The sequence below is a fragment of the Niveispirillum sp. BGYR6 genome, from assembly GCF_027568365.1.
Lineage (GTDB): Bacteria > Pseudomonadota > Alphaproteobacteria > Azospirillales > Azospirillaceae > Niveispirillum.
The window spans coordinates 233,665-248,149 of sequence record NZ_JANLNL010000005.1; the positions used below are offsets into that span (position 1 = coordinate 233,665).

A 14,485-nucleotide genomic window follows, 5' to 3' on the forward strand; every position below is an offset into this window, starting at 1 on the left:
AAAATTCCTTTACAATCATCTCCCCTCCCGCTAGACCTGATCCTGTCGCTGCTGACAGGATGGGAAGGGCCGGGCCATGCCGCCGGGATATGAACAGACGGGCGATCCGCTGGGACAGCTGCACAGTTTCTATGACGGGCGCCCGCCCTGGCGCACCCGGCAGGAGGCGCTGGCCGGCGGACCGGCCGCCCTGGAAGCCCTGCGGGCAGAGGCGGCACAGCGACGGGCGGTGGAACAATATGGCGCGGCGCGGCTGGCGGTGGTGCGCCGGCGCGCCCTGCTGACGCGCCTGCAATGCCGGCGTGACCGCTGGCTGGCCCGCTTGGTGGCCGATCTGGCCCGGCTGCGGGCTGATGCCGTGGGGATGCGGGGCTGAGGGGGGGGGCGGCCAGGGGCGACGGTGCGGGGCGGGTGGCCCCTGGTGCTGCACAGCAGATGTGCTGGATCAGGCGCCCCCTTGCCAAGCCTGCTCTTCTGCGCCAAATGACGGCGATCACACTGCTTCCATGAAACGGCCCACCCCCACCGCATGGCAGATATGACCGCGCCTTTCGACCCGTTCGACGATTTTTGCCCACACCCCCCGGATCGCTGCTGCGCCGCTACGGCGGCCCGTCTGGCGGAAGCCGGGCTGCGGCCCACCCGCCAGCGGCTGGCCCTGGCCAAGCTGCTGTTTGATGCCGGGCACCGCCATGTCACGGCCGAACAGCTGCATGGGGAAGCGCTGGAAGCGCGGATGCAGGTCTCCCTGGCCACGGTCTATAATACGCTGAACCAGTTCCGGCAGGCCGGGCTGCTGCGCGAAGTGGTGGTGGAGGCCGGGCGCGCCTATTTCGACACCAATATCGACGACCACCATCATTTCTTCCATGAAAGCAGTGGCCAACTGCAGGATATCTGCGGCCGTCAGCTGCAGGTGGCCGGCATTCCCGGTCTGCCAGCCGGCGCCCGGATCGCCCGGATCGATGTCATCATCCGCCTGACCGATGGTGATTGATATATTTTTGGCGCTGTAATCGGGATTGCCAGCCGCGCCGATGCCGCCTGCATCGTTGCGGAGCGTCACCCGGAAACGTAGAGTGAGGTTCATGATTGAACCTCACCGGCACCAGCCGGCGCCGGGGCGGGAGACTTCATGCGCAAAGTCCTGATGGGCGGCCTTGCCATGCTGGCGGGCGTTCAGCTTGCTGGAACGGCGGTCGATCTGCGGTCCGGCTGGCGGGACTATGCCGCCGCACGGGAGATTGCGGGGCTGAAGCAGGTCAGCCAGCAGCTGCTGGTGGCGGCCCGCGACCATGCCATTGAAACCGGGCTGGTCAATCTGCTGCTGGAATCGGCCCATGTGCCGGGCGTGCCCCAGGCGGACCTGCATCAGCAGATCGCGCGGCACCGGCGGGAGTCGGATGCCGCCGTGGAAGCCGCGCTGGCCGGGTTGCGCCGGGTGGATATAGAAGAATCCCTGGCCGAGGATGTGGCCTCCCTTCAGGTCGCCACCACCCGGCTGCGGGAGGTGCGCCCGCGCATGGTACGCCGGCTTTCGGGGGAGGCGGACGCGGCGGAGCTGGAAAATCCGCTCTCGCTGGCGGAATGGCAGGACGCAACGCAGAGCCAGTCGGCCGCCCTGTTGACCTTGCTGCGGGAAATCAACCGCCCCTCCCTTTCGGTCGGCGGTGCGGCCGGTGCGGCAGAGATGCTGGTGCGCGAGGCCATCAAGCTGCGCCAGGTTGCCGGCGCCGATATGGGGATGCTCTACCGCCTGACCATGATGGGGGAGAAGTTCGATCCGGACCAGAGCATCTCCCGCATGGCCTGGCTGGAGCTTTCCTGGCGCAACCTGCGGGAGGCGGCTGGCGCTGCCTCCCTGCCCGACCCGGTGCGTCTGGCGGTCAGCCAGACGGAGACGGCCCTGTTCCAGCGCTATCTCCCGCTGCGCCGCGCGCTGCTGGGTACGGCGCTTCCGGGCGAAGGGGTGGGGGCCGAGCGGGCACGCCTGCCGGAATTGATGCGCACGGGCACCGGCGTGCTGAACGCCTCGGGCGACCTGATTGCCGCCGCCATCAATGTGGCGACAGAGGCCACCGACCAGGCCAAGGCCGCCGCCCGCCAGCGCCTCTGGCTCAACGGGGCCGAGCTGGTGCTGGCCATTCTGGCCCTGCTGGTGGCCATGCATTTGATCCGCCGGCGCGTGCTGCTGCCCATTCAGAACATGACCAGCGCCATGCGGGCGGTGGCCGGCGGCGACCTGTCGGCCCCGCTGCCGGAAAAACTGTTCAGCCGCGAATTGCGGGCCATGGCGGCAGCGGTGGCCGTGTTCAAGGAAAATGCCCGCCAGCTGCAGACGGAAAACCGCGAACGTCGCCGCATGGAGCGGCAATTGACCGTGGAGCGAGGCATTCTGGAGATGGCGGCCGCCAGCGCGCCCTTGGAGGAGATTCTGGCGGCCCTGTGCCGGGGCATGGAACAGCAGCTGGATGATGCGCTCTGTTCAATTTTGCTGCTGCGCGAAGATGGGCTGCATGTCACGGTGGCGGCCGCACCCAACATGCCGGCGGAGATCGCAGCTGCCTATGAAGGGATCTCCATCGGCCCGGAGGTGGGTTCCTGCGGCACCGCCATCTATCGCCGTGTACCCGTCATCGTCACCGATGTGGAAAACGATCCGCGCTGGGAGAAGTTCAAGCATATCGTGCTGCCGCATGGGCTGTGCTCCTGCTGGTCGCTGCCCATCCTGACGGCGGAGGGGGAGGCGCTGGGCGCCTTTGCCATCTATGGCCGGCAGGTGCGGGAACCAAAGGATTGGGAGATGGAGCGGGCGCGCCGGGCGGTGCAGCTGGCCTCCCTGACCATTTCCAGCCGGCGGGCGGCCGAACAGCTGGAACAGGCCAAGGCGCAGGCCGAACTGGGCAGCCGCACCAAGACGGAATTCCTGGCCAATATGAGCCATGAGCTGCGCACCCCGCTGAACGCCATCATCGGTTTCGCGGAGGTGCTGGAAAGCGAGCTGCAAAGCGCGGAGGCGGCGGGCAAGCCCATGGCCACATCCGCCTATGCCGGCGATATCATCGCGTCGGGCCGCCATCTGCTGACGCTGATCAACGACATCCTGGACGTCTCCAAGATGGAGGCGGGGCGGGTGGAACTGCGGGAGCGCATCTGCGGGGTAGAGGAACTGGTGCGCGGCTGTGAACGCATCGTGCGCGCCCGCGCCATGGAACGCCGCCTTAATCTGGTGGTGCAGGTGGCCGATGGAATGCCGCCCATCCTGGTGGATGATGTGAAGTTCAAGCAGATCGTGCTGAACCTGCTCTCCAACGCGGTGAAATTCACCGCCCCCGGCGGTACGGTGAAGCTGGTCGCCGGGGTGGACCCGGCGCGGGGTGTCAGCGTGGCGGTCAGCGATACCGGCATCGGCATCAAGCCCGACGATCTGGCCAAGGTCTTCGTGCCCTTCCATCAGGTTGATAATGTCTATGCCCGCTCCAACCCCGGTACCGGGCTGGGGCTGACCCTGTCCAAGGGGCTGACGGAGCTGCATGGCGGCCGGTTGACCATTGACAGCGTGTTTGGTGAGGGCACCACCGTCACCGTCAACCTGCCGCCCGCCCGCATCGTCTGGACAGAAGCCGGAAGCGGCCTGCCGCTTCCCCTGCCCATGCGGTGACAGGCCGGAAGGGGTAAACCCCCTGGCGGCTGGCATCCGGGGAACCGGGGCGGCAGGGTGCCAGTGATGATGTCCAGCCCCTTCAACCAATCCGTAGGGAAAACAGCATGATCGATCATTGCCGCGCGCTCATCTACGCCATGGTTCTGGCCTCGGCCGCCGATGGCGACATGACGGATGCCGAACTGATGACCATCGGGGAGAATGTGCGCTCCCTGCCGGCCTTCCAGGGTTTTTCGGCGGATCATCTGCCGACGGTGGCGCGCGAATGCACCGAGCTGCTGGCCGGGGCCGACGGTCTGGACCAGACGATCGATATCATCCGCCAGACCCTGGGCAAGCCGCTGCGGGAGACCGCCTATATGCTGGCCTGCGAGGTGGTGGCCGCCGATCGCACCGCCAGCCAGGAGGAATTGCGGATGCTGGAGATGCTGCGCCACCGGCTGGAGGTGGACCGGCTGACCGCCGCCGCCCTGGAACGCGGTGCCCGTGCCCGCCACACGGCGGCACCGGGGGCATGAACAGGGGGCATCAGGCGGATAGGCGTTTTTCCGCCAGATTGATCGGTGCCGGTGCCGATTCCGCCGCTGGCACCGGCGGCGGCTGATATTCCGGGGAACGGCTGGGGAAACGGGCGAGGAACAGTGCCCCGCCCGTGGGCATGGGGCTGACGGTCAGGCTGCCGCCCAGCCGCTGGGTCACCTGGCAATAGGCCAGATAAAGCCCCAGCCCGCTGCCGCCCTGGGTCCGTCTGGTGGTGAAGAACGGTTCAAAAATATGTGGCATGGCATCGGGCGCGATGCCCACGCCATTATCGCTTACCCGCAATTCCACCCAGCCTTCGGCATCCTGCCCCAGGGAAATCACGATCTCCCCCGCCTGTCCCCCCGGGAAGGCGTGGGTGATGGCATTGACCAGCAGGTTGGTCACCAGTTGCGCCACCGCATCGGGGTACAGATCGACCGGCAGCCGGCTGGCCCCCGTCAGGCTGATCTTATGTGCTGTCTTGCGCGTCTGCGGCCGCAGGCTGATCAGCACCTCGTCAATATAGCTGACCAGATCGAAGCGCCGCCGGTCCTGCCGGGTGCGATCCACGGCCACATGCTTGAAGCTTTCGATCAGCCGGGCGGCGCGTTCCATGTTGGATTGCAGGATGCGGGCGGCCAGCGCCGTCGCCTCGATATAATCCTGCATCTGTTCGCGCCGCAGGGTGGCCTTGGCCAGCCCATCCTGGATGCCGCGCGTTTCCTGCACCAGCCGGGTGGAGGCGGCAAGGGCGGTGCCCACCGGCGTTGCCACCTCATGCGCGATGCCGGCCACCAGCCTTCCCAGGGAAGCCATTTTCTCCGCCTGGATCAGTTCATCCTGGGTGCCGCGCAGCCGGGCCAGCGCTTCTTCCGCCTGACGGCGGGCCTCGCGCTCCCCCTGCATCACCCGGCGCAGATTGGTCATGGTGCGGGCCAGCAGGGCCGCCACGCCGACGCCGGTCAGGGCGGCCAGCACCAGCCCCGGTCCCGCCTGCATCAGGTAAAGCGTCAGCCCGGTGCCCGCCAGAACCCCCGGCAGCAGGTGCCGCCCACCGAACCAGAGGATCAGCAGGGCGAAGCCGGCGGGCAGCCAGATGGTCGGTAATGCCAAGTCGGCCGGCAGTGAAACCGTCCCCCCCAGCCATCCCACCGCCCCATAGGCCGGGAGAAGCAGCAGGTTGAGCGACAGCAGGCGCAGTTTCCCCACGAGACAGCCCCCCATTGGCCGGCCGGTCCCCCTTCGCGGGTACCCGACATTTGACTAATAGTTTAGACAATCCGGCGAATAAAGAAAGCCCGACTATCCCCGCTTTTGTTCGTTTGTTGCTATAAGGGTTGAAATCGTATTCGGTACCATACCAAACTGTTACCATTGCAGCGCATCATGTTGCGCAAATGTGACGCCAGGGGCAAATGCAGTGCTGCATCGTCGGTTGCCCCTGGCGGTGGGCACGGTTTCGCGTATTGTCCGTCTTGCCTTGTGGCGAGCGATCGACGTCACAAAAGGATGGAACCTCGGGCGTGTCTCGCCGATCCGGGGATGATCATCTGAAGCCGGCGTGCCAGGCACAGCCGGCTTTTTCTTTGCTTTCAGCGATCTTTGCAAATTTCTGCTTTGCCCGTCGATCCGTGTTAGGATCAGCGCATGTACAGCGATGTCCTTGATCTGCGCGATTTCTACCAGGGCAGCACCGGCCAGATGGTGCGCCGGCTGATCCGCCGCCGCATCCGCACCCTGTGGCCGGATGTCAAAGGGCTGCGGGTTCTGGGCATTGGCTATGCCACCCCCTATCTCGGCCTGTTCAAGGAAGAGGCGGAACGGGTGATGGCGGTGATGCCGGCCAGCCAGGGCGTCATCGGCTGGCCACCGGAAGGGCCGGGTCTGGTGACCCTGGCGGATGAGGCGGAACTGCCCTTCCCGGATATGAGCATTGATCGGGTGCTGCTGATCCACGGGCTGGAATGTACCGAAGAACTGCGCCCGCTGATGCGGGAACTCTGGCGCATTCTGGCGGGTGGCGGGCGGTTGATCACCGTGGCACCCAACCGGCGCGGCATCTGGGCCCGTTCCGACCGCACGCCCTTCGGCATGGGCAGCCCCTTTTCCCCCTCGCAGTTGAAGCGCACCTTGCAGGCCAACATGTTCGTGCCGGAGCGGGAGGATTACGCCCTGTTCCTGCCGCCCACCGAATCACGCTTTCTGCTGGCCAGCGCCGGTGCGGTGGAAGAACTGGGCCGCCGCTGGTTCCGCGCCTTTGCCGGTGTGCATATGATCGAGGCATCCAAGCAGATCTATGCCAGTGCCGCCCGTGCCAAGCAGAAGGAACGCCACCGCCTGCTGTCCCCCGCCGCCCAGCCCGTTTTCGGCCGCATGGCGGCCGAACGGCGCAAGGTGGAGACGGGGGAGGAATAGGCCGGCATCAGCGCCGGGCGGCGGTCGCCGCCGCGCCCACGGTCATGAACGATGACCGTGGGCATAATACCAGCGGCACGAAATCATGACCGATGGTCACGCTTTCGCGCCCCTCAGTCGCCGGCGCCAGCATCCGCTGGCTTGGCTACGCCGCTACCAAGCGGCGCGGCGGCGGTCGCCGCCGTGCCCACGGTCATGAACGATGACCGTGGGCATAATCCCGCACAGCATCGCCAAAGGCAGCCAGCAGGGCGGCATAGGGTGGGTTTTCCCAGAAACGCCATTCCGGGTGCCATTGCACGCCGATGGCAAAGCCGGCCCCTTCCACCCGCACCCCTTCGATCAGCCCATCGGGCGCCGTCGCTTCCACCGCCAGACCGGGGGCCAGACGGTTGATGCCCTGCTGGTGCAGGGAATTGACCATGATCTCCGTCTGGCCGGTGATGCGGGCAAAGGCCCCGCCCGGTGTCAGCGCCACCTTGTGCACCGGGGCATATTGCACCTCCACCGGTTCATGTTCCGGGTCACGGTGATCCATCAGGCCCGGCACTTCCTGCACACGCGGGTGCAGCGTGCCGCCAAGGGCGACATTCAGTTCCTGAAAGCCCCGGCAAATGGCGAAGACGGGCAGGCCGCGCGCCAGTGCCCCTTTCAGCAGCGGCAGGGTGGTGGCGTCGCGGTGCGGGTCCAGCGGCGGGGTCACCATCTCATCCGGCAGGCCGTAATGGGACGGGTGCAGGTTGCTGGGGCTGCCGGTCAGCAGCAACCCATCCAACCGGTCCAGCAACCCATCCACATCCCACCAGTCACCCAGGGCCGGGATCAAGACCGGCTGGCAGCCGGCACCATGGCTGACACCCCGGATATATTTGTCACCCACCACATGGAACGGGTGTTGACCCAGTTCCCGCGCATCGCAGGAAAGGCCGACCAGGGGGCGATGGGCGGGTTTGGTGGCAATGGTCATGGTGCGGGGCTTCCGGTGGTGGCGGTCATTCAGGATGGTAACCGCCCAACAGCATCCGTCAATCCCGCTCCCGCCCGCGCGTGGGATTGCGGAAATAGAACTGGTTGGCGTCCAGCTTCACACCGAATTCCGGGTTCTGCAGGGCCACCTCGGTCAGCTTGCCCTGGGCGTCCAGCACGCGCCATTTGCGCAGGCCAAAGGGTGCTTCTTCAAATACCAGGGTCAGGCTGCCCAGACCGGGGTCTTTTGCCTGCACCAGGGTGATTTCCAGCAACCCGTCATCACGCGCCACCTGGGTGATCTTGACATCGCCCGACAGGGTGATCTTGTCGCGCAGCAGGAAATCGGCCAGCGTGCTGCCGATGGGGGCGTTCTGCTGCTCCTTCACCTCGGCATCCCAGAAATAGACGAACTTGCCATCGGCAACGATGAAGTTCTCCACCGGGGGGGCGTAACTGATGCGCATCCGGCCCGGCCGCAGCAGGGTGAAGGTGCCGCGCGCACTCTGCCCATTATCGGCGGTCTGGATGAAATCCGACTTCAGGCTGGTGATGCCGTTCAGATAGGTTTCCGCCTTGGCCAGCAGGGCAGGCTGATCCGCCGTGGCAACGGCGGTGGCGGCCTGCACCGGGGCCGGCAGGGCAACGGGCAGGGAAAGCAGCGGGGCGGCGGCCAGCAGGGCCAGAAGGGTCTTGCGCATGATTGCCTTGATAGACGCCGATCATGGCGGATTTAGAGCAGATCGCGGAAAAGCGGAATCGCTTTGCAGCGTGAATCTGCTCGTTGAACAATGGCCTATAGCCTGATGCGTTTACGATTAAACGCATCAGGCTATAGGGAAGGGCCGGCCGGGCCTGTCACTCCCGCCCGGCATCCACCAGGGCGGCGGCCGCGGCGGCAAGACCCCCACGCGGGCGCAGCCGGGGGCGGATTTGCGGCACCGGGTTGAAGTTGCCCGTCACCTTGTCCAGCACATGCAGTTCGGCCCCGCCCACGTCGAACAGCAGCCCTTCCAGCTCCAGCTTGCCTTCACGTTCCAGTTCGGCAATCCAGGGGAAGGTGCGCAGATTGTCCAGCGACAGTTTCACCACCGCCCGCTCCAGTGCCGGCAGGTCCACCGGCTGGCCGGGTTCCAGCCCCTGGCGCACGGCGGCCAGGGCCGGATCGGCGATGGAGACCCATTGACCGATGAAGTCAGCCTTGGACTGGCTGCGATCATGGGTCAAGGCGGCCACACCGCCGCAGAGCGAATGGCCCATCACCACCACCGATTCCACTCCCAGTTCGCGCACGGCAAATTCCAGCGCGGCAGAGGTGCCGTGGTAATCTTCACTGGGCTTATAGGGCGGCACCAGATTGGCCACGTTGCGGATGACAAACAGGTCGCCCGGCTGGGTGGCGAAGATCAAGGTCGGATCGACACGGCTGTCGCAGCAGGTGATCAGGGCCGCCTTCGGCTTCTGCCCGGCCCAGGCCAGGGTGCGGAACAGCCCGCGCTGCTGGCGGAAATTGGTGCGGCGAAATTCCCGGAAACCGTCGATCAGATCCTTCAACATGCGTTCACCCCTGTGACCGTTCGATATCCTGTGGCACCGCACCATGCGCAGGACAGGCGGTTCTTGTCCAGACCGCACCTGTATGGTTTCCCCCTACGTCAACGCAGGGGTCAGTGACAGAATGGTTACAGGGAAGCCAGCGACAGCAGCCCGCCCGCCAGGATCAACAGCACCCCCGTGCCCCGGTTCAGCCACAGGCTGGCACGCGGGCCGGACAGCCGGCGGGCCAGGCTGCGCCCGCCGGCGGCATAGGTCATGATCCAGCCGAATTCGATCACCAGCATGGTGCCCACCAGAATGGCCAGCTGCGGGCCCAGCGGGCTTGTCATATCGATGAATTGCGGGAAAAAGGCGGCCATGAAGATCAGCGCCTTGGGGTTGCTGGCGGTGATCAGCCCGCCTTGCAGCAGCAGGCCCAGCGGGCGGTTGCTGCGCCCCGTGGCCGCATCCGCCGGCAGATCGCCCTGTGTATCGGTGTCCGGCAGCGGTGCCCGGATCGCCTGTATCCCCAGCCAGATCAGATAGGCAACGCCCACCCATTTGAAGATCATGAAGGCCAGCGGCGATGCCTTCAGCAGCACGCCCAGCCCCAGCGCCGACAAGGCCGCCATCAGCCCCAGCGACAGGCACATGCCCAGCCCACCCCAGGCCGCACCGCCCAGCCCATGGCGCACCCCCATGGCCAGCGCCGACAGCATGTTCGGCCCCGGCGTGGCGGACAGGAAGAAACAGGTGAACAGGAACAGGCCCAGCGTATGGGAATTCATCGGACGCATCCTTGAAGGACGGGAAGGCCCCTTTCCTGGTCAAGGCAGGCGCAGGGGCACGCGGCTCTGGTCGTTATTGGCATCGACCAGCCGGTGCAGCAAGGTGAGAAAAACCGTCCGTTCCGCGGGGGGCAGCGGGGCCAGCAGCCTTTCATGGGCGCGGGCCACGGCGGGCCGCGCCCGGGCCATCAGCGCTTCCCCCTCTGGCAGGGGATAAAGCAGGCGGGCGCGCCGGTTGCTGGGGTCAACCTCCCGCCGGATCAGGCCGCGCGCTTCCAGCCGATCCACCACGCCGGTGATCGTGGTGCGGTCCAGGGCGGAGCGGCAGCCCAGCCAGGTCTGGTCATGGCCGGGTTCATTGACGATCAGCAGCATTGCCACCAGTTGCGGTGTCGTCAGATCCAGCCCCTGGGTTTCCTCCAGGAACAGGGCGGTGGATATCTGCCATAGGCGCCGGATCAGGTATCCGGGCATCTCTTCCAGGGCCATCTCCGCGTTCATCTGCTTTTCCTCGCTATGGGATGCGTTCGTTGCATGGTTTTGAAGTCAGCCATGCGCGAAGCGCGCTTTTCCCGGAACCATATCATCGCCACCATTATTCAGCATACTGAATATCAGTAGACAGATAATAAGTGGCCCTGCTCTGGCCAAAGGTGAAGCCCCATGTCCAGCGACAATCCGTCTCTCCCGCCCTCTTCTTCGAAACCTCCTCGCCATGAACCCAAATCGGGGGCGCTGGGCGCGCATATGCGCTCGGCCCTGACGGGGGCGGTGGGGCGGCTGGCCGTGCCCCTGTTCGCGGTGGCCACCGTGATGGCGCTGGTGCTGGTGGTGTCGGCCCGTTGGGATGGCTGGGTCGGCGGGGCGGATGTGCAGGTGACGGACAATGCCAGCATCCGCGCCGATGTCACCCGGCTGGGCGCGCGGGTGGCCGGTGCCGTGCGCCATGTGGCGGTGACGGATTATCAGCGGGTCCGCAAAGGCGACCTGCTGCTGGAAATCGACCCGGCCGATCATCAGGCCGATCTGGCCAAGGCGGAGGCGGGCGTCGCCTCGGCCCAGGCGACGCTGGATAATCTGGCCAACCAGATCGCCCTGCAACAGGCCAGCATCGCCCAGGCAGAGGCCCAGTTGCAGGCCGCGCGGGCCACGCAGCGGCAGGCGGGGCTGGAATCCGCCCGCCAGGATGATCTGCTGCACCGGGGGCTGGCCGGCACCCGGCAGAAGGTGGAACAGGCCAGCGCCGACCATGATAAGGCCGCCGCCAATGCCCGCGCGGCAGAGGCCAGCGCCCAGGCGCAGCGCCGCCAACTGGATGTGCTGGCCGGCCAACAGCAGCAGCGCACGGCGGAACTGCGCGCGGCAGAGGCAACCCTGCAGGCGGCCCGGCTGAAACTGGCCTATACCCGTGTCACCGCGCCTGTGGATGGGGTGGTGGGGGAAGCGCAGGTGCATGAAGGCGATTATGTCAGCGTCGGCAGCAGCCTGATCAGCCTGGTACCGCTGCCCGACGTGCATGTGGTGGCCAATTACAAGGAAACCCAATTGACCCGCGTCGCCCCCGGCCAGGCGGTGGAAGTGGCGGTGGATATGTTCCCCGGTCAGGTGCTGCGTGGCCATGTCGCCCTTCTGTCGCCGGCCAGCGGTGCCACCTTTGCCCTGCTGCCGCCGGATAATGCCACGGGCAATTTCACCAAGGTGGTGCAGCGCATTGCCGTGCGGATTGAGCTGGAGCCGGGACAGCAGCTTCTGGAGCGGCTGCGCCCCGGCATGTCGGTGGAAACCCGTATCCACACCGACAGCACACCCCTGCCGCTGGATGACAAGGCCCCCCAGGTGGCGGAGCGCATACCATGACCAGCCAGCCGGTCAGCGCCGGGCCGATTTCCGTCGGCCGCCGCTCCCACCATCCGCTGCTGGCGGTGGTGGCGGTGCTGCTGGGCGCCTATATGACCAACTTCCATTCCCGCCTGTTTTCCACCGGGCTGGCCGATCTGCGCGGCGCCTTTGGCCTGGGCATGGATGAAGGGGCGTGGCTGAACAGTGTCGCCATGGCCCCGCAGATTTTCATCGCGCCTTGTGTCGCCTGGCTGGTGGTGGTGTTCGGTGTGCGCCGGGTGCTGGTGGTGCCGGCCTTTCTCTATGCCTTTCTCTGTCTGGCGATCCCGCTGCTGCGCGACCCCGGCACGCTGCTGGCGCTGCATGTGGTGCAGGGCCTGCTGCTGGGCCTGTTTGTGCCGGCCACCATCAGCATCATTCTGCGGAACCTGCCGATGAAATGGTGGGCGCCGGCCATCGCCATCTACGTGTTCCGTCAGGCCTTTGCTATCAATTCCGGGGTGGAACTGGTGGGGCTTTATGTCGGGCAATGGGGCTGGCAATGGCTCTATTGGCAAGATGTGGTGCTGGCCCCGCTGCTGGCGCTCTGCGCCTATTACGGGGCGCCGCGCGAACCGGCCAACCGGGAGTTGCTGGCAGAGGCCGACTGGGGCGGCATGTTGCTGTTCGGGGCCGGGCTGACCATGCTCTATATCGGGCTGGATCAGGGCAATCGGCTGGACTGGTTGTCATCGGGTCTGGTGGTGGGGCTGCTGGCCGGCGGCGTGCTGCTGTTGGCACTGTTCTGTGTGAATGAGGCGCTGGTGCCGCAGCCATGGGCCAGTGCCAGCGTGGTGCTGTCGCGCAATATCGGGCTGTTCCTGCTGGTGGCCACGCTTTACACCGTCACCTCCATCTCCAATTCCACCCTGATCCCGAATTTCCTGACCAGTGTGGCGCATCTGCGGCCCGAACAGACGGGGCCGTTCCTGCTGCATTACGGGGCCCTGCCGCTGTTCCTGATGATGCCGCTTTCCGTCTGGCTGCTGGGCCGCATTGATGGGCGGCTGATGATCACCATCGGGCTGGCAGCCTTCGCCCTGGCCGCCTGGATGGGCACGCGGCTGACCCATGATTGGGGGCCGGGGGATTTCACCGGCATGGTGTTGATCCAGTCGCTGGGCCATTGCTTCACCTTCCTGCCGGTGGTGTTGCTGTCGCTGGCCAATGTCAACCCGGCCCGCGCCACGGCCATTTCCGCCTATATCCAGGTGCTGCGGGTGGATGGGGTGGCGCTGGCCGGTGCCTTGACCAGCACCTGGCTGCGCCAGTCCGAACAGGTGCATTCCAACCTGATCGGCCTGCATGTGGAACAGGGCGATCCCGGCGTGACCGCCCTGCTGAGCCAGTTGACCCACCGTTTCGCCGGCACAGCCGGGGATGCCGGGGCCAAGGCGCTTTCCACCCTGTCCGGCTTTGTGCAGCGGGAAGCGACGGTGCTGTCTTATATTGACGGGTTCTGGCTCTGCTTCTGGGTGGCGCTGGTGGCCATCCTGCTGACCGCCTTGATCGGCCGGGCCCCGGTCACCCCCTTCACCCCGGCGGGGCGGTGAGGGGAGGGGGCTCGCCTTATTGGTGCTATTGCATTCACATTTAAACGCAGTCACTCTTCTGCCGGAATGCCAACCACGCTTAACGGAATAGGGTGATCATGCGTTTTCTGCTTTCTGCTGTGGTGACGGTCATGGCCGTGACTGCTGCCATTGCCCAGCCAGGGGGCGGATCGGGTGGGACCGCCGCCTGTGCTGTCGATACCGAGAAAATGATGCAACTGGCGCCGGAGGCGTTCGATCAGGATAAGGAGGGCGGCTGGCGTCCCCTTGCCGCCCGCACAGGCTGCGAAAAGGCAACGGCCAACCTGATCAATACCTATATTGAACGGAATTGGGGGCGGATTCCGCAGGGACTTATTCATCTCATGTATTGGCACGCCGGGCAGATGGAAGCGCGAGCGGGGGATTATCGGCTGGCGATCCCGCTGATGATGGCCGGCGTGGCCCCCACCCAAAGAACCCAGGAAATGGGCTTTCACGAATATGCCCAGGGAACCATCGCCTTTCTGAACCGCGATCTGGCGGGATTGCGGGCGGCGCGGCAACGGCTGGCCTCCCTGCCGGAACCTGCCTGGTTCAAGGAGGAGTTCAAGGAAGCCCCTTCCATTAAGTGGCCGGCCAATCTCAATGTTCTCGATGGGTTCATCCGCTGTTTTGATGCACCCTATGCCACAGCCTATGGAAATAGCTGTCCGCAGGCGAAGGCGGCACCGTCAAGGTAGCCTGATCCTATTCCTCCACATTGCGCATCCAGTCGGCCAGCGGGGCCAGCGCGCGCAGGATGACCAGCCGGGCCTTCTCATCCGGCACCGTCTGGTCCAGCGCGCGCTTCATGCATAAAAGCCAGGCATCGCGGTCGGACAGGTTGACCCGGAAACCCATATGGCGGGCGCGCAGCCTGGGGTGGCCGCGTTCGGCCGAATAATCCCCCGGTCCGCCCATCCATTGCGCCAGATAAAGCTTCAGCACCCGCCGCGTCTCCGTCAGATCGGCGGCATGGATGGCGCGCAGCTCCCGCGCCTCCGGCAGCGTGTCCATCAGGTCGTAAAAACAATCGACCAGCCGGTCGACCACCGGCTGCCCGCCAATATGGTCAAAAATGCTGACGGCGCCTTCGGTCTCGCTGCTCATGCCTGTATTCCGGTCATCGGCTGGATGGGGGA

General features: G+C 65.8%; 15 protein-coding genes. 8 read left to right on the plus strand and 7 right to left on the minus strand.

Annotation, left to right across the window (positions count from 1 at the left end; translation table 11 throughout):
- Positions 1-76: 76 nt before the first annotated feature.
- From PCJ49_RS13600 to PCJ49_RS13615, 4 genes are all read left to right on the plus strand, one after another.
- Positions 77-376 (plus strand): hypothetical protein, encoded by a 300-nt coding sequence (locus PCJ49_RS13600; protein ID WP_269911374.1) that lies wholly within the window; start codon positions 77-79, stop codon positions 374-376.
- 162 nt (positions 377-538) lie between these two features.
- Positions 539-997 (plus strand): iron response transcriptional regulator IrrA, encoded by a 459-nt coding sequence (gene irrA, locus PCJ49_RS13605; RefSeq protein ID WP_269911375.1) that lies wholly within the window; start codon positions 539-541, stop codon positions 995-997.
- 138 nt (positions 998-1,135) lie between these two features.
- Positions 1,136-3,661 carry an ATP-binding protein gene (locus PCJ49_RS13610; RefSeq protein ID WP_269911376.1) on the plus strand — a complete coding sequence of 842 codons (2,526 nt, stop codon included), beginning with the start codon at positions 1,136-1,138 and terminating at the stop codon, positions 3,659-3,661.
- 107 nt (positions 3,662-3,768) lie between these two features.
- Entirely contained in the window at positions 3,769-4,182 is a 414-nt protein-coding gene (locus tag PCJ49_RS13615; protein WP_089290260.1) for a tellurite resistance TerB family protein, read from the plus strand.
- 10 nt (positions 4,183-4,192) lie between these two features.
- Here PCJ49_RS13615 and PCJ49_RS13620 read toward each other — a convergent pair whose 3' ends face one another.
- On the minus strand, positions 4,193-5,395 hold the full coding sequence (locus tag PCJ49_RS13620) for a HAMP domain-containing sensor histidine kinase (protein ID WP_269911377.1): 1,203 nt from the start codon (positions 5,393-5,395) through the stop codon (positions 4,193-4,195).
- A 438-nt stretch (positions 5,396-5,833) separates the two neighbouring features.
- On the opposite strand from PCJ49_RS13620, the gene PCJ49_RS13625 reads away from it, so the two are divergent.
- Positions 5,834-6,601, plus strand: a complete 768-nt coding sequence (locus PCJ49_RS13625; RefSeq protein WP_089290517.1) for a methyltransferase domain-containing protein — start codon at positions 5,834-5,836, stop codon at positions 6,599-6,601.
- Between the two features lie 193 nt (positions 6,602-6,794).
- Here PCJ49_RS13625 and PCJ49_RS13630 read toward each other — a convergent pair whose 3' ends face one another.
- The 5 genes from PCJ49_RS13630 to PCJ49_RS13650 form a co-directional block, all read right to left on the minus strand.
- Entirely contained in the window at positions 6,795-7,568 is a 774-nt protein-coding gene (locus tag PCJ49_RS13630) for a gamma-glutamyl-gamma-aminobutyrate hydrolase family protein (protein ID WP_269911378.1), read from the minus strand.
- A gap of 58 nt (positions 7,569-7,626) precedes the next feature.
- The gene (locus tag PCJ49_RS13635; RefSeq protein ID WP_269911379.1) at positions 7,627-8,268 is read right to left on the minus strand and encodes an outer membrane lipoprotein carrier protein LolA; all 642 of its coding nucleotides are present in this window, start codon (positions 8,266-8,268) and stop codon (positions 7,627-7,629) included.
- A gap of 157 nt (positions 8,269-8,425) precedes the next feature.
- The gene (locus tag PCJ49_RS13640; RefSeq protein WP_089290514.1) at positions 8,426-9,124 is read right to left on the minus strand and encodes a carbonic anhydrase; all 699 of its coding nucleotides are present in this window, start codon (positions 9,122-9,124) and stop codon (positions 8,426-8,428) included.
- Positions 9,125-9,249: 125 nt separating this feature from the next.
- Positions 9,250-9,891, minus strand: a complete 642-nt coding sequence (locus PCJ49_RS13645; RefSeq protein WP_089290513.1) for a LysE family translocator — start codon at positions 9,889-9,891, stop codon at positions 9,250-9,252.
- 39 nt (positions 9,892-9,930) lie between these two features.
- Complete coding sequence (locus PCJ49_RS13650) at positions 9,931-10,392, minus strand: MarR family transcriptional regulator (protein WP_269911380.1); 462 nt, start codon at positions 10,390-10,392, stop codon at positions 9,931-9,933.
- 162 nt (positions 10,393-10,554) lie between these two features.
- On the opposite strand from PCJ49_RS13650, the gene PCJ49_RS13655 reads away from it, so the two are divergent.
- From PCJ49_RS13655 to PCJ49_RS13665, 3 genes are all read left to right on the plus strand, one after another.
- Positions 10,555-11,748 carry an HlyD family secretion protein gene (locus PCJ49_RS13655; protein WP_269911381.1) on the plus strand — a complete coding sequence of 398 codons (1,194 nt, stop codon included), beginning with the start codon at positions 10,555-10,557 and terminating at the stop codon, positions 11,746-11,748.
- Positions 11,745-13,322, plus strand: coding sequence for an MFS transporter (locus PCJ49_RS13660; protein ID WP_269911382.1), 1,578 nt, complete (start codon positions 11,745-11,747; stop codon positions 13,320-13,322). The genes PCJ49_RS13655 and PCJ49_RS13660 overlap by 4 nt, the downstream gene beginning before the upstream one ends.
- A 98-nt stretch (positions 13,323-13,420) precedes the next feature.
- Positions 13,421-14,044 (plus strand): hypothetical protein, encoded by a 624-nt coding sequence (locus PCJ49_RS13665; protein WP_269911383.1) that lies wholly within the window; start codon positions 13,421-13,423, stop codon positions 14,042-14,044.
- A gap of 7 nt (positions 14,045-14,051) precedes the next feature.
- Here PCJ49_RS13665 and PCJ49_RS13670 read toward each other — a convergent pair whose 3' ends face one another.
- Positions 14,052-14,453: a group II truncated hemoglobin gene (locus PCJ49_RS13670; RefSeq protein ID WP_153206262.1), complete on the minus strand. Its 402-nt coding sequence runs from the start codon at positions 14,451-14,453 to the stop codon at positions 14,052-14,054.
- Between the last annotated feature and the right edge of the window lie 32 nt (positions 14,454-14,485).